The sequence below is a fragment of the bacterium genome, assembly GCA_023145965.1.
Taxonomy (GTDB): domain Bacteria; phylum UBP14; class UBA6098; order UBA6098; family UBA6098; genus UBA6098.
The window spans coordinates 1-22,776 of the sequence record JAGLDC010000066.1; the positions used below are offsets into that span (position 1 = coordinate 1).

Annotated in this window: 16 protein-coding genes and 1 tRNA gene; 7 read left to right on the forward strand and 10 right to left on the reverse strand. The window is 43.4% G+C overall.

Features of this window, described 5'->3' with window-relative positions:
* The 4 genes from KAH81_06540 to KAH81_06555 form a co-directional block, all read left to right on the forward strand.
* The coding region (locus KAH81_06540) for a hypothetical protein (protein MCK5833313.1) at positions 1 to 658 on the forward strand (658 nt) is incomplete at its 5' end.
* A gap of 9 nt (positions 659 to 667) precedes the next feature.
* Positions 668 to 1,852 carry a pyridoxal phosphate-dependent aminotransferase family protein gene (locus tag KAH81_06545; protein MCK5833314.1) on the forward strand — a complete coding sequence of 395 codons (1,185 nt, stop codon included), beginning with the start codon at positions 668 to 670 and terminating at the stop codon, positions 1,850 to 1,852.
* 23 nt (positions 1,853 to 1,875) lie between these two features.
* On the forward strand, positions 1,876 to 2,850 hold the full coding sequence (gene galE / locus KAH81_06550; protein MCK5833315.1) for a UDP-glucose 4-epimerase GalE: 975 nt from the start codon (positions 1,876 to 1,878) through the stop codon (positions 2,848 to 2,850).
* 19 nt (positions 2,851 to 2,869) lie between these two features.
* Positions 2,870 to 4,105: a glycosyltransferase gene (locus tag KAH81_06555; protein MCK5833316.1), complete on the forward strand. Its 1,236-nt coding sequence runs from the start codon at positions 2,870 to 2,872 to the stop codon at positions 4,103 to 4,105.
* On the opposite strand, the gene KAH81_06560 is transcribed toward KAH81_06555, so the two are convergent.
* The 5 genes from KAH81_06560 to KAH81_06580 all read right to left on the reverse strand — a co-directional run bounded on the left by KAH81_06560 (position 4,102) and on the right by KAH81_06580 (position 11,378).
* The gene (locus tag KAH81_06560; GenBank protein MCK5833317.1) at positions 4,102 to 4,656 is read right to left on the reverse strand and encodes an ECF transporter S component; all 555 of its coding nucleotides are present in this window, start codon (positions 4,654 to 4,656) and stop codon (positions 4,102 to 4,104) included. The genes KAH81_06555 and KAH81_06560 overlap by 4 nt on opposite strands.
* Complete coding sequence (locus KAH81_06565) at positions 4,628 to 5,422, reverse strand: hypothetical protein (protein ID MCK5833318.1); 795 nt, start codon at positions 5,420 to 5,422, stop codon at positions 4,628 to 4,630. Before KAH81_06565 ends, KAH81_06560 begins: the two co-directional genes overlap by 29 nt.
* Positions 5,423 to 5,515: 93 nt before the next feature.
* Positions 5,516 to 9,406 carry a T9SS type A sorting domain-containing protein gene (locus KAH81_06570; protein MCK5833319.1) on the reverse strand — a complete coding sequence of 1,297 codons (3,891 nt, stop codon included), beginning with the start codon at positions 9,404 to 9,406 and terminating at the stop codon, positions 5,516 to 5,518.
* A 355-nt stretch (positions 9,407 to 9,761) separates the two neighbouring features.
* Entirely contained in the window at positions 9,762 to 11,261 is a 1,500-nt protein-coding gene (locus KAH81_06575; protein ID MCK5833320.1) for a sigma-54-dependent Fis family transcriptional regulator, read from the reverse strand.
* A gap of 44 nt (positions 11,262 to 11,305) precedes the next feature.
* A tRNA-Ala gene (locus tag KAH81_06580) sits at positions 11,306 to 11,378 on the reverse strand.
* A 291-nt stretch (positions 11,379 to 11,669) separates the two neighbouring features.
* Between KAH81_06580 and KAH81_06585 the strand changes: the two genes are divergently transcribed.
* On the forward strand, positions 11,670 to 12,815 hold the full coding sequence (locus KAH81_06585; protein MCK5833321.1) for a transglutaminase domain-containing protein: 1,146 nt from the start codon (positions 11,670 to 11,672) through the stop codon (positions 12,813 to 12,815).
* Between the two features lie 156 nt (positions 12,816 to 12,971).
* On the opposite strand, the gene KAH81_06590 is transcribed toward KAH81_06585, so the two are convergent.
* The 5 genes from KAH81_06590 to KAH81_06610 form a co-directional block, all read right to left on the reverse strand.
* On the reverse strand, positions 12,972 to 14,276 hold the full coding sequence (locus KAH81_06590; protein ID MCK5833322.1) for a UDP-glucose/GDP-mannose dehydrogenase family protein: 1,305 nt from the start codon (positions 14,274 to 14,276) through the stop codon (positions 12,972 to 12,974).
* A gap of 33 nt (positions 14,277 to 14,309) precedes the next feature.
* Positions 14,310 to 14,732, reverse strand: a complete 423-nt coding sequence (locus tag KAH81_06595) for a DUF296 domain-containing protein (protein MCK5833323.1) — start codon at positions 14,730 to 14,732, stop codon at positions 14,310 to 14,312.
* Positions 14,733 to 14,741: 9 nt separating this feature from the next.
* Positions 14,742 to 17,609, reverse strand: coding sequence for a T9SS type A sorting domain-containing protein (locus KAH81_06600; GenBank protein MCK5833324.1), 2,868 nt, complete (start codon positions 17,607 to 17,609; stop codon positions 14,742 to 14,744).
* Between the two features lie 22 nt (positions 17,610 to 17,631).
* Complete coding sequence (locus KAH81_06605) at positions 17,632 to 18,840, reverse strand: tyrosine--tRNA ligase (protein ID MCK5833325.1); 1,209 nt, start codon at positions 18,838 to 18,840, stop codon at positions 17,632 to 17,634.
* A 276-nt stretch (positions 18,841 to 19,116) separates the two neighbouring features.
* Positions 19,117 to 19,968: a bifunctional 5,10-methylene-tetrahydrofolate dehydrogenase/5,10-methylene-tetrahydrofolate cyclohydrolase gene (locus tag KAH81_06610; protein ID MCK5833326.1), complete on the reverse strand. Its 852-nt coding sequence runs from the start codon at positions 19,966 to 19,968 to the stop codon at positions 19,117 to 19,119.
* Between the two features lie 563 nt (positions 19,969 to 20,531).
* Between KAH81_06610 and KAH81_06615 the strand changes: the two genes are divergently transcribed.
* A complete protein-coding gene (locus tag KAH81_06615) occupies positions 20,532 to 21,368 on the forward strand; it encodes a sulfide/dihydroorotate dehydrogenase-like FAD/NAD-binding protein (GenBank protein ID MCK5833327.1) in 837 nt (278 codons plus the stop codon).
* Between the two features lie 7 nt (positions 21,369 to 21,375).
* Entirely contained in the window at positions 21,376 to 22,773 is a 1,398-nt protein-coding gene (gene gltA / locus KAH81_06620) for an NADPH-dependent glutamate synthase (protein MCK5833328.1), read from the forward strand.
* Positions 22,774 to 22,776: the final 3 nt, after the last annotated feature.

The following is a 22,776-nucleotide window of genomic DNA, read 5'->3' on the forward strand; positions in this document are numbered from 1 at the left end:
GTGGCAGCGGCAAAAAATACAAAAATTGTTGTGGACGATAATTCTGCTTATTATTCATTCGTCGGCTCTTCTCTCTGGAGTAGCTATCTATGGTCATTATTCGCCCTCACTTCCATTGATGGAACATTGGTTCGATTATGTTGACGAATATCCTACTCATGAAATTGGTGTTACACTCGAGTTTCCGGGAATCTCGAACTTTAAATGGAGGATAGAGGCCGACTACACGCCTTTTCCAAAAGCTGGTATCATCTCTGAGGGACATGCCTTTTGGCTATCTGCAGGATTTGTAATTAACAACAGTATTAACGATAGGTTAAACCTATACCTCGGTCCGCAATTCACTCTGGGGTGGACATCTGCCAAAGGGACATATGATTATATCGACACAGATTCTACAGGTTATTATATCGATTTCGACGGTAACGGCAACGGTTTAGGTATAAGTATGATAGCGGGAGCTGTTTATAAAATTTCAAGCAACATAAGGATCGGCCTGGAACCGTCGATTATCTATTTTGGTTTAAAACAAGATGATGTTCCCATTACTGGCAGGGATGCCAGCGATCCTGAAGCTCCACCGGATCACAACATTTTCATATATAAAGGCGAATACGTAGCGTTTTCCTTTCGAGTTTTTACAGGTTTTGAGTTTTAGGAGTTTAACTTGAGTATTTTTGACAAATGCTATCGATTCGACGAATCCGAGAATATCAAGAAAGCGGGGCTTTACCCCTATTTCCGCGAGATAGATTCCGAACAGGATACATGGATTACTCTCAAGGGTGGAAAGCGCGTTTTAATGCTCGGTTCTAATTCCTATATGGGTCTTACAAACCACCCTGAGGTTATTGAGGCTGCCGTGGAAGCCACACGCAAACTAGGAACCGGTTGTGCTGGAAGCCGTTTTTTAAATGGAACACTGAAAATACACCGAGAACTAGAGGAAGAACTTGCGGATTTTATTGGCTCAGAAGCAGCCCTCATATACTCTACCGGTTATCAAACCAATCTCGGGACTATATCGGCGCTTGTTGGGCGAAAAGATTTCCTTCTCACAGATAAATTCGATCATGCGAGTATTTATGATGGTGCGCGTCTTGCATTAGGCAAGGCCCTCCGTTTTAACCATAACGATATTTCCGATCTCGAGGAGAAACTATCCTCGATTCCAATCGAGCGCAATAAGCTAATTGTAGTCGATGGTATTTTTTCGATGGAGGGGGATATTGCCAAGCTTCCGCAAATATGCGAGCTTGCAGAAAAATATGGCGCGGATATTTTTGTTGATGACGCTCATTCTATAGGTGTTCTCGGGCCTAATGGCGAGGGAACCGCGACACATTTTGGCTTATCTGAACGAGTTAATCTTACAATGGGAACTTTCAGTAAATCCTTGGCTTCCTTGGGTGGTTTTCTTGCTGCGGATGCAAAAACAATCGAATACTTGAAACATAAAAGCAGGGCTTTAATATTTTCGGCTTCGCCTTCTCCGGCGAATGTCGCTGCAGCAAGAGCTTCGCTAAAGATTATCAAACGAGAACCCGAACGAAGAGAAAAACTTTGGCGCAATACACACTTCATGCTCGATGGTTTCAAAGAAATGGGATTTAATATCGGCAACGCTGAAACGCCTATAGTTTCCCTTCATGTGGGAAACATCGAAAAGGCATTTTTAATGAGCAAAATGCTTGAAGATAGAGATATTTTTATCAATCCAATCATTCCGCCGGCAACACCTCCTGGGGATTGCCTTATTCGCGTTAGCTTCATGGCGACTCATAATCTCAAAGACCTCTCTTTCGCCCTAGAAGCCTTCAGGGATATCGGGAGAAAACTTGGAGTAATTTAATATTTTCACGGAATTTTATTATAATGGCAAAAATACTTTTAACCGGCGGTGCCGGATATATTGGATCGCACACAAACCTCGCGTTAGCAGAGGCGGGCCATAAGACCATCCTTTTTGATAACCTCTCGACCGGCTTTAAAGAATTAGTTATAGCAGGTGAGCTTATTATCGGGGATTTAATGGACAAGGAGGCTATTAGCCAAATTTTGCGAGAAGGCGGCTTCGATGCAGTTATTCATTTTGCGGCCAAATCGCTTGTGGGTGAATCTTTCGAGAATCCTTTATTATACTGGAATACTAATGTAATAGGTTCGTTGAACCTAATCGATGCGATGCTAAAATATGGACCTCGTAAGATTGTTTTCAGTTCCTCTGCGGCGGTTTATGGCAATCCTTCGGAAATGCCCATTTTAGAGTCTTGCCCTACAAAACCAATTAATCCTTATGGAAAGACAAAACTCGCTATCGAGTGGATTTTGCAGGACCATTTCCGAACCTTAGATCATGTGAGTCTTCGGTATTTCAATGCTTGCGGTGCCGACATCAAAGGTAGAATAGGGCTACTCATCCCGAATGATCCCCATTTAATTCCAGTTTGTATGGATAATCTTCTTGGAAAACGCAAACGAGTCGAGGTTTTTGGCACAGATTATAACACTCCAGATGGCACTTGCATTCGAGATTATATTCATGTGTCAGATTTAGCTGCAGCACACCTTTCTGCGGTCGAACATATTTTATCCAATAAAACCGCAATTTCGTTGAATCTTGGCACAAACCGAGGATATAGCATCCGAGAAATCATAGACAATATGGAAAAAATTACACATAAAAAACTCAATGTATCGCTCTCGGAAAGGCGTCCTGGCGATCCCGGCAAACTCATTGCAGACTCCTCTTGCGCTCGAGAATTTTTAGGCTGGGAACCCCGTTTTTCAGACCTCGGAATTATAATTAATTCCGCCTGGGAATGGCATAAAAAACACTTTTCCGACTAATCGAGATATGCGCATCTTAATGGTAAACACATTTCATTATCCGCGTGGAGGTGCATCGATATATGCTCTCAGTTTAGCTAATCTATTGGAAAAAAGTAACCATGAGGTTTTGCATTTCGCGATGAATCATCCCTCTTCTATTCCATCTCCATTAACAGAAAAATATTGGCCCCCTTACATAGAATTTCCTAAAATATTGAAGGAAGGTGTGCTCAGAGGCGGATATAAGGTTTTTAGAAGAACGATTTCCTCGAAAGAGGCAGAAACTGGGATGGATGAGCTACTCGACAATTTTGATATAAATTTAGTGCATGTTCACAATATACTTCATCACATTACTCCTTCGATATTTAAACCTATTGTAAAGCGTGGGTTACCGATAGTTTGGACCTTGCACGATTACTCACTCATTTGCCCTAATACAAATACTTTTGATCAAAGAAAGAATGTGATGTGTTCGGCTTGTTTAAAGGGCGGTTTGTCGCTATTCAATGCGCCCCTGAGGCGATGTAAAAAGGGATCTTTTTCAGCCAGCACAATGGCAGCTATCGAAAATGCAGTTCACAGGTTTAAAAAAGTGAAGGATATTCCCGACCGTTTCATTTCACCTAGCCGCTTTCTCGCAGAAAAATTCATCGAATGTGGTTTCGATGAGGATAAATTTGAAGTCGTTCCAAATTTTATCGAGAGGAAAGCACCATTCTATGAAAAAAAGGAAAATAGAAGCAGGGAATTTGCGCTTTATGCGGGTAGGCTTTCCGCAGAAAAAGGCTTAAAGACTTTGATCGAGGCGTGGCGAGGTATGCCAATTGAATGCTCTCTTAAAATTGCCGGCACAGGGCCTTTAGAAAGCGAATTAAAACTACTCGCAAAAGACATTGATAATATCGAATTCCTCGGTTTTGTTCATCCTGATAAGTTAGCTGAAATAAGAAATAGGACGGCTTTTCTTGTTGTTCCAAGCGAATGGTGGGAAAATGCGCCGCTGACTATTCTCGAAGCCTTTGCCGATGGAATCCCTGTGCTAGGGGCAAATATCGGAGGCATCCCCGAGATGGTTCGTTCTAATGTAACAGGGCTTCTTTTCGAATCGAGGAATTCCGAAGACCTGTTAAATAAAGCGCGGGAATTATTTGACAACACTGAAAAATCAAAAAAATATGGTGAGAATGCTCGGAGAATATCCGAGAACGAATATTCTTCTGAATCCCATCTCCATAGGATATTGAAAATCTATATGGATTTATTGAACTAATGCTCTGCCAATTCTGAGAATTTTCGTGTTAGGCGCAGGATCGCTGGGAAGAGTATTGCAAATATCATACTGTTCGAGGCTATATGTATAAGGGAAAATGAGATACCACCGATAAGAAATGGAATTAAGGTTGCCGATGTTGCAACCACGATGTATGAACCGAGGTTAGTAAGAAGATCATAGATAAAAGTCGAGATCAAACCAACGCAAAGTGAAATTAGTATAAATATCCATCTGCTTCCCATCTTTTTATAGGATCTTCCGAGTATAGCGCCCCCCAAACCTATCACTGCACCTCCTAGAACCTGCGCCACTATTAATGGCGGCGGAGCCATACCATAGGGAGATAATATTGAATATAGTAAGAAACCCAATGCCCCGATAATAGGCCCACGAGCATAACCTAGAATCGCACCACCAAAAGCAAGTGTGAATGTAACTAACTCCACATTCGGAATAAAAGCAAGGGCATATCCTAAGGCGATTGCAAGCGCGATTATTATACTCGAGAGCGTAATTTTTTTAAGTTCGTTTTGGCTTTGGATGCGCATTTTTAACTTTATCTGGATAATCACTAACTATACCATCGACGCCGAAGGATTTCATCCTATCGATTTCTTCTATATCATCGACAGTCCAAACAAATATTTCTTTATTGTAGCTATGAGCGAGTTGTATAATATCTAAATTAATTGACCCGTATTCGATTGAGAGACAATCTTCTATACCGGTTTTGATTATGTTTACAATACTATCTCCGCTTTGGTTGGTAATAGCAATGGTTTTTACTTCGGGATATGTTTTCTTTATTAGTTCAAGATAAATCCTATCGAAGGAACCGATATAGAAATCCTCTGTGTTCATATTTTCGAGGGCCTGACCAATAATTATTCCCTTCCTGTCCCTAACTTTGGCCTCTATGTATGCTTTAATATTGTATTCCGAGATGAAGGAGCATACCTCGGCGAGAGTGGGTATATTTTCGCCATTAACAAGAGGGATATTTTTAATATTTTCATAGGACATCGCTCTGACAAAACCGTTTCGCCCTGTTACGCGCCTCAAAGTCCTGTCGTGCATTATTATTGGTATTCCATTTTTTGTGATACGCACATCGAACTCTATCATATCTGAACCAAGTTCGATTGCTTTTTGAAATGATACCATTGAATTCTCTAATTCGTGTCCCGCTGCGCCTCTATGTCCGATAGATAAAGCCATATAGATTCTTTCTAATCTTTGTTGCCAGACCCACCACGGATTGTCACGATTTTTGCTTGGAAGCTTAGAATTTAGCAGCCTTTTTTCCGCATGCAAAAATCCCCCCCTAAACCCACGACTCTTCCGCGCCAATCCGTTCTATTTATCGGTCGCAGTTTCTGCTATAATTTGCAGAAACCGCGACCTTTTTTATTTAAGAAGGACGACCCTTGCTATAGATAATTTTTCACCTGAGACTACTTTTACGAAGTAGATTCCGGTTGGAAGTTCATTATTAGAGGCATCCTTTCCATTCCATGTTATTTTATTTATTCCGGGAGCAAGCTCAGCTTTGAGAGCGGACGTCTTATTACCGAGGATATCGTAAACCTCGATATTCGCGAGTGCAGAAACAGGAGATTCAATAACCAATACAGTTTTGGCATTGAATGGATTGGGTTCGCAGCGCACTATGGATAGTTTCTCCGGAATTTCAATTGTTTGCTGAACATTATATTTGCCTTTTTGGAGGCTAATTATATCTCCGTTATGATATTCATGGTTATCGACAATTAGAATAACTTTTCCCGGGCAATCCAGAGTGAGGTTAATATCTTCGGAGCAAATTATCAACCAATCGATGGACGAGATTTTGCGACGATAGGAAATACCATCAGCGAAAAGTGCTGCTTTCGGAAGCGCCATACCTGGGGCTTCTGGCGGAAGTGCAACATCTCCGGGCATAAAACCTTCGGGGCAGGTTTCTAGGTAAGGTAATTCGAGTGTAATCTCGTCGTTTATCAAGCGATTTACCCAGAGCGGCTGAAGTTCTGGAGTCATTTTACGAGAGTAATCCGATGGGACATGAATTGTAGCATCGAACATAGCCAATAACCAATAGGCTTTGTTAGGAATAAGCGAATCGGTTTCGATATATGTTCCGTCTTCGTATGTATATAAAGCACCGGATATCGCGCCCCCTGGTGTCGAGGCTATTGATGAGACTGCAAGCGGAGTCGATATTGCTCCTATAAGGTTCCATCCGGGATATATTGAGAAGAGATAGTTCTCGATCTCTATGCCGGCATATTCGATATAGCGGGAGCTGTCCGACCATACCCAATATCCCTCACCAGCGTGAATGCGTTCGGTGTTAGCATAACGGAATTCGGGGGCGAGATAACGATAAACTCCCAACGATGTATTGAAAACCTCAGCGGCTGTTCTCTCGGTTGGAATAGCCGGACAGCTAACCATGTTCCAACCGGTTGAGAGGGCTTGTTCGGAATAGACGGGTTCTTCAAGCTCCCAATCAATTATTAAAGTATCGTTACGATTAAAATAGCATACTGAATCCCTTTTCATATCTGAAAGATGGTTGATTCGGAACTCCCCCTCGGGAAGTGATGCCGGATTCCATCGGGCTATACCGTTAGGCTCGTTATCTGTGATTATTATCCACCGTTTAGGAGGAGTCACATCGCGTATGTCCCTGGTGAGCCTGTTCATAAGTGGATAATCTTCGTCGGAAATAGTGAACCAGCCATTGACACGCCACAAAGGTGGTGGAATAAACTGAACATCGAGACCGGAATTATAGCCATCGGTCCCCGGGCCAGATGCTCCAAACGTAAGCACGAAATCCTCAGAAGGTGTTCCTGCAGTGCGGTTAAGATAGATATCGCAGGAGAAGAATTCCGGTTCGAGTTCCACCATGAAAAAGCCATCCTCATGCGTCACTAAAGGACTTCCTTCGTTGAACACGATGGTATCTATGATTATCTGGCAATAATCGCCACCAGAGGCATTACAATCGACCTCTGCTAGAAGATAAAGCAATATACCCTCCATGCCGGATGTTAAAGGCATTCCGGAAGCAGAGGCATGAATTTTACCGAGCGCAAAATCGATAATAACATCGGAAATCGCCCAACCATCAATGTATGAGGAATCGGTTATAATATCGAGCGGATGCAAAATTTCGGGGTTGACGGAAAATTCCATCTCAATATCGGCTATCCAACTATAATCAAGGCCGTCGATATAGAGCGGAATAAGAACGGTATCGCAACGCGCACCTGATTCGTTGGAGAACCAGATGAAGCGCTCGCGCATATTAATGAAAGACCAACAATCAGCCATGAGATTATCGGGGCAATAATCAGTGGTGTCTGTGCCATAAACACAAACCATTATTGATTCTGCAGCTATAATCGGCTCGGATGGAGTCCAACTAATAAACCAGAGACTGTCATCGAAAACAAGCGAATAGTCGTTTATTGTGTCTCCCAACACTGTGAAAACTATAGTGGCTGTATCGAGGCCGGAACCATAATCAACAATATTCGCGGATATCATAGGTGTCGGTTCATCGATGATACTATCCGGCATGGGAATCCTGTTAGATACAACCGGAGGTTCGAGATCAACAAAGAAATCCCAGCAAAGAGGTTCAGTTAAATAGCCTCCACAAGTGTTTTCGAGCGAATTAAGACAAACATGGACAGTGTCGCCATCGGAGAAGTAGTTCGTAGAATCGGGGGTATATATTAAATACATGGTATCGATAAGGGTTAACTGACCATCACCAACTGTATGAAGTTCGCCATCGATTGATATCTCTATACTCGGCACGACTATCTCACAATCGATAGCATAAAGAATAGTCGCAAGAAAATCGAGTCCCACAGCAACACCGGTAAGATCACAAGCCTCTATAGTCAGAGTATCCGAACCGGAGTGCATCGATGGCAACATATCGAACTCGAAAAGATGATTCCATGTTGCACCATCATCATCAGCGCCGATAGAATCGCCGTTCATATAAAAAGTTGCGGTGTTATCACAATACATTTTCACGCTAGCCGAATCTATAACGGTCCCCGGTGGCGTCTCAATAATCGACCTAAAAGTCAAACAACGGTGAAGGATGGTTCCACTATAAACACTATCCCAAATCCATGAAGAGGTCGGAAAGACATAAGAACCCCAACCACTAAAGGAAATATCGACAGCCGGCACCCATGAACCGGAAATTGTATCGTAATATTCGGTGCTGGTAGAACTACTCGGTATCTGCCTCTCGATACGCATAGATCCTTCGGTGCCAATGATCATCGTGATAGGCTGGTTTTCGCACGATGTCCATGTATTGGGGAGCGGTTCGATTATCTCAGCTGTCACTGGTGGCGCTGTGCAATGAATATAAATAATTATTGGATTGGAACCACAAGGTTCATTGGTATTCGGCCATAGCGTATCGACATAAAGACCGGTATCTATCGCATAAAATGCTATTTCAAACTCGCCCCAGGTATCCGGGGGCAATGCCCCGGGAGCCTCTGCAGTAGTAAATCGTGGGTCTGTATGGCTTGCGCCGGAAACAAGCAGAGTATCGATTGTCTCGTCGGAATTGCAAACTGCAACCCGAAGGATAGTGTCATTCGCAACCATAACACTGTCAAAATAAATGGAATCGGAAGGAGAGGGCAATAGCTCGAGAAATCCGTGGCCAAGCACGAGAGTATCTTCTTGATCTATCAAGACTGTATCGAGATATATGGATTCTTCCCCTTCGTGACCACTTATCATAAGGTAATGACGGATGGGATCTATGCTACCGAAAGTAGTCCTAAGTATAAACTGCCACTCATCTCGAGGAATATAAAAAGCACCCCCATCGGTGTTATCCCACCAAGCCCAATCACCCTGAGGGTATGCCGATAAATTGAATTCCCCGGAATCATCGCTCATTGCGAGAGTGCAACCGGTAGGCAGGCCGTCGAGATAGGCAACACAGGTTGCATCGGTCGTGCCTGTGGCATCAATATTATGTTGTATAACCAAACCAATATTTCCTGAAAGCGGATTATAGAAAAAGAATACGTGGCTTTCATAGGCCGTTTCGTAACCGGTGTGCATCGAGGAAGAAGTATAATCGAACCATGATGCTTCAGTTATTGAATCGGTGATAACAGGCTCGACACAAAAAGTATCCCCCCTGAAAATAGCATAGAAATACCCTTCTGGATATCCTGTGCCCTGACTAAATAAGGCTAATGGAATGAAAAGAAATATGGCGATGAATTTAAGTGCTTTCATAATTTCCTCCAATATTAGTAAATGTTTTTTTAATCAACACAACTTTCATTAAGGCTATAAATATTGTATTAGTTAATGCAACTTCTGTCACTATTCACGTAATTGAATCGCTAAATAAATAAATAAAAACTTGCTATAAGAATCTTTTTAATATATTTTGAAATTGTCATTCATTGTTGATCTCGTAGATTGCTTCCCCTGCATAACTCTACGATTTGTTTTAAATTTACCGCATGGAACTTGGCGGTCTGATTTTGCTGGGCAGGGGGCAGTGAACAGAACGACATTGTCCCATGCGGTTTAAATTTTAGCCACAAAGTTTTGAAAAAGCAAAATTATTTAATCGATATTAGTTTTAAAATCGACGATAATCTTCAGTTTCGATAGTAAAGGTCTTTAATCGGTATCTAAGTTTATCCCTCGAAATATCCAGCATTCTTGCGGTTTTTGAAACATTCCCACCTGTAACTTCCAATGCATGTCGGATAAGAAGCTCTTCAATTTGTGGAAGCGTCATTTCTAAAGATAATCCGTTATTGGAGGAAATAGAATCTGAAACCTCGCTTTTTGATAATTCTGGAGGAAGCATGCTAACAGTTATTAAATCCGAGATAGCAATAACAGCGCAGCGCTCGATAAGGTTTTCTAATTCACGAACATTCCCAGGCCAAGAATAGGACACCAAAATCTCCATAGCCTTCTCATCAACGCTTTTAACTGTATGCGGGAAATCGTCAGAAAGGCGTTCTATGAAATATTCTGTTAGTATCGGGATATCCTCAGGATGTCCTCGAAGCGGTGGCATCTCAATGGGAAATACCTTAAGCCTATAATATAGGTCCTCTCTGAAAATACCTTTTTCGACGCTTTTAACAAGATCTCGATTTGTGGCTGCAATAACGCGAACATCGCTGGATATTGTTCTTCCTGAGCCTAGGCGTTCAAATTCTTTTTCCTGAAGAAAGCGAAGAAGCTTAGTTTGAACGGAATATGAAATTTCGCCTATCTCATCCAGAAGAATGGTGCCACCTCCAGCAGCTTCGAATCTGCCGATTCGCCTTTCGGTAGCGCCTGTAAACGCGCCTCTTTCATGCCCAAATAACTCACTTTCAAGTAAAGTCTCGGGAATTGCTGCACAGGATACCTTGACGAAAGGTCCTCCAGGACGAGATGAGTTCTCATGGATTTGATGAGCAACAACCTCCTTCCCCGTTCCAGACTCGCCAGTAATAAGAACACTCGTCGAGGTTGGAGCAACTCTATTTATCAAATCCCTGATTGTCGATATCTGGCGGGATCCGCCAATAAGATTCCATTTCCCGTAGGCTTGCTGCCTAAGTTCTTTATTCTGAAGTGTCAGATTCTCGAATTTCCTGGCATTAGATATAGCTACTGAAGCAAAGCCAGCAAAAGCGTTAAGCGCATTAAGGTCTGCATCTTCGAAGAAGCCACGCTTTTTGTTGACTGCTTCTATAACACCCAATATATTTTCACCGGATAACATCGGGACAGCAAGAACGGACTTCGTAAGAAAACCAGAGAGATTATCGGTAGTCGCTGTATGTCTATCGTCGGAGACAACATCGTTCACCATCGCCGATTTGCCTGTCCTTGCAACCCAACCTGCAATACCCTCACCGGATTTAAGGCGCGTATCTGAAAGCTTAGCTCCCTCCTTACCTGTTGCAATAGTGAATATTAAATCACCACTAAGCCTATCGAGAAGGAGAACGCTTCCAGCCTCAGCTCCTGTGATCTCCGCAGCGGTATCCATTAGTAACCGAAGCAATTCGTCAAGAGACAAAACGCCTGCTAGTGCAGCACTTGTGTTAAATATACCCTTAATGTCTTTCATAACAAAAAACGGGCGTTCATACCAAACGCCCGTTACTCAAAAAATGGAGCTAAGGGGGCTCGAACCCCTGACCTCGTGACTGCCAGTCACGCGCTCTCCCAACTGAGCTATAGCCCCTTTGTCCAAACGACTTGGCAATATACACAAAAAAAAGAAAAAAACAAGAACTAAATGGGGCGATATCCCCAAAAAGCCTCTCGCCGTTGTAAACACTTCATTAGAGCGAAATATATATTTCGATTTAATGAAAATAAATCGAACGTAATAGCTATTTAAGAATCAAACTTTATCCTCCCAATCCGATGTGAAAGAAAATACTGAACGTCACCAAACCAGTGGCGCAAGAGCGTTTTTCCCATTGACCGAAGCCTATAATTGCATTATCTTTTATGAAATTGAAAGGGAAAAATGAAATATATATCGATACTCTTAGTGTTACTCGCCTTATCAATTCAGGCAGACTGGCGCGAGACAACTGAGTCTGACTCACTTATTGAACAAGTAGAAGAAGCTCTGGTCCGCGCTGGAGAAAACAAGCCTATTCTAGAAGAAGCTCTGGAATCTTGCGATCCATCGTTCTTACCGGGATTGATCTTCTTAATATCGAATTCACCTGCAATCAATCTTGCTATTTTCGATAAGGATAGTCTTCTCGCCGAAATCGAGTTAGCATATGAAACACGCAAGATATTCTCATGGGGCAATGAAATAAGCGACGAACTATTCATGCACTATGTTCTGCCTAATCAGGTTTCTCAGGAACCTGCAACCTACTACCGCGCTTTTTTCCTTGAACAACTCAGGCCTATTGTCGACACACTAACAAGCGGCTCTGAGGCCGCACTCGCTGTCAACAAGTGGTGTGGAGAACATGTAAATTTTAAACAGACCCAAAGACAGGACCAAGGGGTATTTCATACGCTAAGTTCAGGTTATGGCCGTTGCGAAGAGATGATGATTGTGTTTGTTAGCGCATTGAGATCGGTTGGCATCCCCGCTCGCGAGGCCTGGACACCTTACTGGGCAACCTCCGATAATAACCACGCTTGGACAGAGTTACACTCCGATGGAGATTGGCATTATGCTGGAAGCTGTGAACCGAGTCCTACCCTTGACAACGCGTGGTTCAGTAAAACCTCACAGCGAGCTGCTGTTATTTTTTCCTCTGCATTCGGTGTGCCGCCCAAAGGTAGCGATATCCTCTATCGCGAAAAAAAGAATTATGCGATTATAAATTCATTCCCGCACTATGCCGATAATCCAGCTATTGTCGAAGTCGAGGTTTCTGAGGACAGCGCTTCCATTTTTCTATCCGTATTTAATTTTGGAGCATTACGCCCCATAATGCGAAGAGTAGCTGAAGATAATAAACATCCTGTTACCTTCCATATTGGCCAAGGAGATTATATCCTCTACACTGGCAATGATTCGACTTTCGCTTGGGAAAAAATCCATACAGAGTTTGGTGACACTGTAAAAGTTATTCTAAAACCAGAACAAAAAAAATCGCTCGACGCACAGGCCTTCTGGCTAAGGTATCCTGTTCCCGAGTGATTCTTTCTGGCTGACATGTCACGTGCGGCAAATTGATTTTTAGATAAGCACAACCCAGAAAAACACCACTCCCCTATTTCGAAGATTTTCCTGTAGAAAGCACACGTCGCGCCAGCCTCCTTGCCAATGCGGCCTAATACAAAATCCTAAGTTATATTATCCTCTTCCCATACCAATGTATTTCAGGCCAACTTTTTTCATTTCCACAGGATCGAAGAGATTTCTGAAGTCGGCAAAAACTCGACCTTTCATTAATCGAGCAATTTCAACGGGTTTCATCTCGGAGAACTGCTGCCATTCGGTCGCCACTATGACAAAATCTGCACCGTCTATAGCCTCCACTTCAGAGTGTGCGTATTCGATGGAATCTCCGAGTTCTCTCCGAGCAAGCCTCTCACCCTCGGGGTCGTAGGCTTTGACTATAACACTATGCTCTAAAAGTGCTTTAATCAGTTTAATAGCGGGTGATTCGCGAACATCGTCGGTGCCTCCCTTAAAGGTCAAGCCAAGAACACCGGCTTTTTTGCCGGAGAGGCTTCCAAGCTCATCACTCAGACGCTGGATCAACAAATCTGGGATACCGTCATTAGTGCGCACTGCAGTTTGAACGATAGAGAGTTTTGCTCCAAAGTTTTCGGCGATATGAAGAAGCCCGTTAGTGTCTTTAGGAAGACAGCTTCCACCGAAACCTGGCCCGGGGCTAAGGAATTTATTGCCGATTCGATTATCCATTCCGATTCCTTTTGCAACATCGAGGGCATTAATACCAATTTTATCCGCTAGAAGGGCTATTTCATTAATAAAAGTCAGTTTAACTGCAAGAAAGGCGTTTGAAGCGTATTTGGTAAGCTCCGCTGCTTCGAGCGAGGTAAAAAGAAACGGCCTCCCCTCATCAGCAAGGTGTTTATAAACCCTTGCGAGTTTCATTGCGGCTTCCTTTGAATCCGAACCGATAATTACTCTATCGGGCTTCTTAAAATCCTCTACCGCAGTTCCTTCGCGTAGGAACTCCGGGTTGCTAAGAACTTCAATATCTGAAGGCGCGCCGTTATCAAGAAGCAATTTTTTAACTTCTCGCGCGGTTCCCACTGGCACGGTGCTTTTATCGACAACAACAGCTCCTCTCGCCAGGAATTGAGCAATATCTTTGGCAGCTTGCCTGATATAGGTCATATCCACAGTGGTGTCGTTCTCGTTCATAGGTGTTCCGACAGCAATATAGACTACCTCTGCATCTTCAATGGCTTGCTTTTTGTCAGTGGTAAAAACAAAGCGAGCTTGGGCAGAATTCTTCTCTAGAAGCTCGCTTAACCCCGGCTCATAAAACGGAACCTTGCCCATTTTCAGGGCTTTTATTCGCTCCTCATTTATATCGAGGCATGAAACCCGATGGCCGAAATCGGCCACACAAACTGCTGTCACAAGACCAACATATCCAGCGCCAATTACGCAAATCCGCACTTGTTTTCCTTCTTTTCTTCAATTAAGAAATAATTAACTTAATTGCCAAAGTTTAAGGCCAGTTTTACTGTCGAATACCCTTCCAATCATCGAGGTCTGCTGAAAAAATATCTCACATGTCACGGAAACGACGCCCTTAAAAAGATGTCCTCCTTCGGTGGCAAAATCGGCCTTTCCAAATATAACATGACAATGGACTATAGGATTGCCATCGTTGTCGTGGGCGAGATTGCCTTTTAATGAAAGTAATTCCCTCTGACCTTCGATATTCTTTTTGATATACTCTTTTTTTTCGAGGTCGAAAAAACCAATTTCCGCCAAATTCATCGCGCCGACACCATAAAATACTCCCCCCTCTATTCCTTCCTTTTTGGCGAAATCGATTATCGAATCGACGAATTCCTCCCCAACATCCAATACAATAAGATATCCAGTATTCTCTTTTTTATAACGCATTATTGCTCTCTACTTCATATATATTATTCTAGCTGAGCTTTTTTCATTACCTTTTAATTTAGCGAAATAAACGCCTGAAGGTAAAGACTCGCCGGAGAAATCTGTGCCATCCCAAACTTGGTAATCATTCTTACCATCATTAGAGGTTTCAATACACCTTACTAACCTACCCGAAACATCGTATATCTCGACATCATCTTCCGCTACAATGGCACAAATCGAGTTGAATGGATTTGGAAATACAGATATTCCCCGAGATTCTGGTTTAGGTATGTTATTATATACACCTGTAAAATCAGTATATCCGACAGTTACATCATCGATAAACCAACCGGATTCGGCATTACGCGAACTGCTTCCGAAATCCCAACTAATATAGACTGTCTGTCCGGCCCAAGTCGAAAGATCGACAGTCACTCTGTGCCAAAAATCGCCGTTATCGTCATCTGCATAAGCCCGCTGGAAACCAACAAAGCGATTATAAGTGGACATTGTAGTGTCGTAATCCTTATCCGGCACGAGAAAAGTCGAGTCAGTTAAAGACCTCCAGAGTTTGACATTGCCTCCATCGTGCCATGAATAAACTCTCGGCCAACCACTGGAAGTAGGTGCCTGAAAACGATACCATTGCCACCACATGATCTTAGGTGCTGAAAATTCCGGCAGATCGATTGGCCCCAAAACGAGCCTGCTTTGGCTCGAATCGCTATAATCGGTATTGAGCTTGGTTGCCCAGCATTTACTTCCGCTATGAGCACTTCCGGGACCCGATGTTGGCTCTCCCCATTCCCAATCGTTGTAATAATCATAATTCCTCAATTCGAGGTCCCCATCGCTCGCCTCGAAATCAGAGAAATAAAGTGTAACGATTGGATAAAGAGTAAAATTTGCCAACCCGAAACCACCCTCACCCATATTCACTGTGACTGTGGAATCGGAATAACCTTCTTTATAGGCCGTGACGTTTATTCCATCGACTTCTAGGACACCTGGAATACTGTAATCACCATCGATATCGGTAATGTCGGCCCATAGGCTATCCCCATATCGAGCCTCCACTGTAACACCAGAGTGGTCTGACACCCCCGCAAGATGGACATTACCATATATCTTCGTTCCGGTAGTATAGAAATTCCAACATGTTGTAATCTCATTTTCTGTGCAGTATTCAGCTCGATCTCTAACTCTCGCGCATACGTCTATCGTGTCGAACGGTTCGAAGGCTATGCCTTCTTCAGTGGGGTCAAAATGCATCGAAGTTCCATCCCAGCTGACAGCGGAAGAAGTTCCATAGACAAACCATGTCCCTTCAATCTGGAAAGCCATATTATCGGTTGAAACTCCACAACCAGCATCGGTAACTCCAATTGAAATTGGCACTGCACCAGCACCGGTAGATTCTTCATCAGCGGGAATAGCTACACCAAAAATAGGATCGGTTTGGTCTATCATAAAGCTCCAACAAACCGGATTGAGAATGCCAAGACCTGTCATATCCTCAACAGCATTGATACAACATTCAATCCATATATTTTGTGGCCAAGCTGCAGATGGCGTGAAGGTAAGCTGATCTGAAGAATAGCTAAGTTCGCTGTCGGCTATATCATAGGACACACCGTTTGCGGTGAACTGGATTGTCGAAGTATTAATTCCATCGGAGTCTGTAAGTTCCATAACTGCATTCTGCCTAGAGCAACTCGAAGCTCCAAGGTCAGGTGGTGTGATAGGACTAACCGAAGGACCATTCCATGGAGTTTGATCTTCGCGTTTGCTATAAATATCCCAATTATAGGTTCCTCGATAATCCTGCCAGAAAATATCATAGGCAGTACCATTCCAATCAATCGAAGGCTTATTCTGATTATATGAACCGGGAGAAATAGTAACTTCGCCGCCTAAAGTAACTCCGGTAATCCTTCTGCCGTATATGTTTGCTAGCACATCCCTAGTATCTTGAAAAACTACCAAAAAACCTATACCGTCGAAATCGAGGTCGGGGTAACTTTCATTCTGGGGTCCAGCGCCGGTAGCAATTCCGAACGAAGAGCCTGTTGGTGCTCCAGAAGCATCTATGTACCTACCATACACATCCATTTCATTTCCAGAAATATATATATCCCAAACAACCAGCCACTGAGTGCCATCCCATGCCACCGATGGATGCCCCGGCGAATAGGCCCCAGCACTATAATCCGCAACTATCTGCGCGGTTCCGGTTGCCGCACCTGCGGCTGTAACCTTTCGGGCGAAAATTCTTTTATTATCTAAATCCGACCACGCAACCAGATAATCCGTATCGCTAGCCGAGACGTCTGGCGCGTAGGCATCAGTGGCGCCATCCGAGATGCTAAATACCGAGCCCGAAGGGCTATACGACGAACCGCCCCAAGTGAGTTTCTGTCCACGGATTGTGCTATTGGTCATCGCCTCTTCAAAAACAACCATTATGTCGTTATCTAAATTGTCGGCGGACGGTTTGCTTTTTTGCGTGTTGTTTGTTGTGACTTGAAAGTTCAATCCGCTAAGTGTGGCATCGATATTAACATGCTGACCCCAGATATCCCACTCATCGGTAGTCCTCTCATCAACCCAGATGGCCATGAATTTTTGGCCAGCCGTAACAGCAACATCATACTGTTGATCATCTGCTACACACACTGGGAATTCGCTAGAAATAAGCGAACCATCGGTGTCAATAATGTTTCCATAGATATGTTTATTACCTGTGCCGGAGCGTGTATCAGTCCATGCTACAAAAGAACGGCTCGACATTCCCGCGCTCGACACATCGGTTTGGTCTTGGGCAGCTACACTGACTGCGATATCCGCAAATATTGAGATCGTCGCGATCAGAAGAAGAAAGATAATTTTTCTCACAACAATACTTCCTTTAAAAAGGCTATTCCGGAATAATTTCGAGGAATCTTCGTTTTCCGACTTTAATAACAAATCGGTTGTTTATTTCAAGTTCGAGTTTGTCGTCTTCCACTTTTTCACCATTGATAGACACTGCGCCCTGAACGATAAGCCTTCTTGCTTCTCCGCCTGTTTTGACGAGTTTATGATCTCTAAGAATATCTACAATCCAAGCTTTTGTTCCATGCGGATAAAGCACTTTTGGCATATCCTCGGGATTTTCTTTTTTGCTGAAAACCCGTTCGAATTCCTTTCGCGCCGATAAAGCCGCCTCTTTTGGGTGATAGAGTGAAATCACGCAGACAGCCATTTCTTTTTTTAATTCCATGGGATTGATCTGGTTTTCTTTCAGCTTATTTTCGACTTCTTTAAGGAGATTTTGATCAGCAAAGACTGCAAGTCTATAGTATTTGAGCAACAATGAGTCTGGGATACTCATAAGTCTTCCGAACATCTCAACAGCATTTTGAGTCAGGCCGACATAATTATCGTATGATTTGCTCATCTTGCGGTCGCCGTCTGTTCCCTCTAAAAGCGGCAATGTCATTATTACTTGAGGTTCGAGGCCGTATTCACGTTGAACATCACGCCCGACTAGGAGATTAAATTTTTGGTCGGTTCCACCGAGCTCGACATCGGCTTCGAGTGTAACCGAGTCCATAGCCTGAGCAAGCGGATACAGGAATTCATGAACACCTATTGGTTGTTCGGCGGCATATCGCTTACTGAAATCGTCTCGTTCGAGCATACGCGCGACAGTATACGTTGCGGCAAGGCGAATCACTTCGGTGAAATCCATTTTACCGAGCCATTCTGAGTTATAGACTATTCGCGTCTTATCGGGATCGAGAATCTTCGCGGCTTGCTCGAAGTAGCTCTTGCCGTTTTCGCGGGTTTCTTCGAATGTAAGTTGCGGTCGAGTTGAATTCTTTCCAGAAGGATCGCCGATCATAGCAGTAAAATCGCCTACTACAAGTATCGCTTGATGTCCAAGGTCCTGAAATTCTCGTAATTTGTGCAATACTACGGCGTGCCCGATATGAAGATCGGGCCTACTAGGGTCACATCCGAGTTTGATTTTAAGCGGTTTTTCAGTCTTGATTGATCTATCTAGTTTTTTGTGGAATTCTTCCTCTGGAATGACTTCGACGGTTCTTTTTAGGAGGATTTTCAGTTGTTCTTTTGCGTTCATATCGCTTTCTATTGAATTTATTTAATTAGAATTATATTTCTCAAAGGAAATTTTGCAACAGATTATTAGAGTTCTTGGGTTGAAAAAACAAGGGATATGATGAACTCACAGAATTTTAGCAAGCTCCTGATCACCAAAACCTTCACATGAGAAGAATAATAAATATTATTTTCTATAATACCATATTTTTGGAAATTGCTCGCTATCTAGGTAAAAAAAACTAAACGATCGCAACTTAAGAAATATATCCGTAATCATCATCCGCAGTAATAAAGATTATATTCCGAGTCTGCGTTCAGCTGCTTCCGTTGTTTGAGCTATCAAGGTAGCGATAGTCATCGGGCCGACACCACCGGGAACAGGCGTATATGCTGAGCTTTTCGGTGCAGCGTTTTCGAGATCGACATCTCCACATTTCTCGACTGGATGATAACCGGCGTCGATAATAATCGCGCCTTCCTTTATCCAATCGGCCTTGATGAACCTCGGGATACCTACCGCGCCAACAACAATATCCGCCGTGCGAACTATAGAAGGCAGGTCGGTCGTCCTAGAATGGCAAATGGTCACTGTTGCATGGCGGTTTAAAAGCATCATGGCTAAAGGTTTTCCTAAAATCGGGCTTCTTCCGACAACAACAGCATGTTGGCCCTTGGGGTTTATTTGATAGTGATCAATTATCCTCATAATCCCGGCCGGAGTGGCGCTCCCGAAGGCGAACTCGCCCATAGCCATCTTGCCAAATCCAAGACTAGTTACACCATCGACATCCTTTTCGAGAGCTATTCGATCAAAACAAGCTCGTTCATCTATCTGATTTGGCACCGGATGTTGAAGCAATATCCCCTCGACCGCAAGATCATCGTTAAGCTCGTCGATCTTCATTAGGAGTTGTTCGGTTGTTGTTTCTTTCGGTAACTCAATTTTACGAGACTCCATGCCCACTCTCTTGCAAGCATTACCCTTCATCTTAACATAGATCGCTGATGCCGGATCCTCACCAACAAGAATTGTAGCTAAAACAGGAACTCTTCCACCAAGTTCGACAATCTTTTTTACCCTCTCGATAAGCGAACTTTCTAATTTTTTTGATAGCTGTTTACCTTCGAGTATAATAGGCTCTCCCATAATACAATCCCTCTCTTTTTTATGTTTGGTTGAATATATTGCCTTAAAGAGTTTCAGTCAACCTCGAAATGCTTTGAAGTAAACTCCCCCCTCCGGCGCTGTCACGATTTTTGCTATTTCGTAATTTTGGTGTTTTTTCTATTATTTCCCCGGGCAAAAATCCCCACCAAACAACCACCATCCCACTCGTGCCAGCGCCTAACTATAGGTCGTTTTAATCAGGGCACAAGCCCTGATCAAACGCCGGAATTTCTTTGCCACATAAATAAAGTTCATTTTGGGCGTCGGATTTATTCGTTAGACGGAAAGCTGGCTTTCCATCGGCGAATAAATCAGCGAAAGGCCGGAATAAAATATGCATTAAGGAACTCGATTTTCACCCGGCCTAACGCCAGCCTTTGAGGCCATAGGTCGAGAAGGCCGACGCCCCGGCGACAGTGAAGGCATATTATTAGGGGCATTGTCAAGTAATAATGATTTGTTTTACTTTTTCAAGTTGACATATTGTTGCAATTTGAATATTTTCCAGAAATCCGATAATTTAGGCCTTCAATGGAGATTAAATGAACGAAATTATATTGAAAAAAGCGCTTTCAAGTGATGTCAAGCAATATGAAGTGAACTCTCCACTTATTGCCAGTAAAGCACTTCCCGGACAATTCGTTATAATTCGATTATCGCAGAAAGGTGAGCGTATCCCGCTTACAATAGCAAATTGCGATACTCTGAAAGGAACTATAACGCTTATAGTCCAGGAGGTTGGAAAAACGACTCGACAGATGGGGCATTTTTCCGAAGGTGATATTATTCCCGATATAGCTGGTCCTTTAGGAACACCGAGTGAGATACACAATTTCGGCACCGTAATTATGGTTGGAGGAGGAATAGGCATTGCGCCCATATACCCTATTGCTAAAGCGATGAAAAAAGCCGGCAATGAAGTAATTTCTATAATAGGTGCTCGATGTAGCGATCTACTGTTCTTTAAGGATATACTCACCGCCTGTTCCGATGAGCTTATTGTTACCACTGATGATGGATCTTGTGGACAACAAGGCTTTGTAACAGATGTGCTGAAAACAATCATCGCCTCAGGGAAGAAAATTGACAGAGTAATAACTATCGGGCCGGCCATTATGATGAAAATGGTTGCAGAGGTTACTAGACCTTTTAGCATCCCGACCATAGCCAGTCTGAACTCTATCATGGTCGATGGCACAGGTATGTGTGGCGCATGCCGTGTCGAGGTTGGCGGTGAGACGAAGTTTGCGTGTGTCGATGGCCCTGATTTCGATGCTCATAAAGTCGATTTCAATTTATTGATGCAGCGACTTGCAACATATATCCCCGAAGAGAAGGAATCCTCCGAACATTATTGTCGTTGTAGCGAATCAAAATAAGGAAATTATGGCCAAAGTAGCTCCCAAAAAAACTCCCATGCCCGAACAAGCACCCGAAATTCGTAAATCGAATTTCGATGAAGTTCCTTATGGATATACAGAAGAGCTCGCAATTGCGGAAGCCACGCGATGCCTTCAATGCAAAAACAAGCCATGTGTTTCTGGTTGCCCTGTGGAAATAGACATCCCGGCATTCATTAAAAAAATCGCCCAAGGTGATTTCGAGGGCTCCATTAAGATATTGAAGCAAAAAAATCTTCTTCCTGCTGTTTGCGGGCGCGTGTGCCCTCAAGAGGAACAATGTGAAAAGGTATGTGTGTTGGGGAATAAATTCGAACCGGTTGCAATAGGTCGTTTGGAAAGATTTATTGCCGATTGGGAAGCAAAAAAGGATTCTATCGAATTACCCAAGCTTCCTGCTAAAACCGGCAAAAAAGTTGCTATTGTCGGAAGCGGACCGGCAGGCCTCACTGTTGCTGGAGACCTAATCCAATTGGGACACGATACTACAATATTCGAAGCCCTTCACGAACCGGGAGGCGTCTTAGTATATGGCATCCCCGAATTTAGACTTCCAAAAAAGATAGTTGCGCGTGAGGTTGACTACCTGATAAAACTAGGTGTCAAGATAGAAACAAATTTCATTGTTGGCCGCAGTAAAACCGTTGATGAGCTTTTGCAGGAATTTGATGCAGTTTTTCTGGGCACCGGAGCTGGGCTTCCTTGGTTCATGTTCATACCCGGCGAAAACTCGAAGGGCATATATTCTGCAAACGAATACCTCACTCGGTCAAATTTAATGAAGGCCTATAGATTCCCTGAATACGACACTCCTATAATGCGCGGTGAACGCGTAGCCACTGTGGGAGGAGGTAATGTTGCCATGGATTCCGCGCGAACCGCTCTACGCCTCGGCGCCAAAGAATCTATAATAATATACCGACGCTCACGAGAAGAGATACCTGCTCGCGACGAGGAGATCGAACACGCTATCGAAGAGGGCGTTAGATTTCAGTTTCTTACTAATCCTGTTGCTTATCACGCCAATACCGAGGGTTGGGTTACCGATGTCGAATGCGTCAGTATGGAACTTGGCACACCTGATGCCTCCGGTAGAAGAAGGCCTGTTGTCATTGAAGGCTCAAACTTCAAGATACCCATCAATACTGTCATCGTTGCTATTGGGAACTCTCCAAATCCGCTTATATCACAAACCACCCCCGGTCTTGTAACCACCAAATGGGGAACCCTTGAAACCGACCAAACAACTGGTAAAACCACAAAAATAGGCGTATTTGCTGGTGGGGACATCGTTACTGGAGCAGCAACGGTGATTTTGGCCATGGGAGCAGCTCGTATAGCCGCCCGTTCCATCGATGAGTTTCTACAAACCGGGATTTGGTAAATT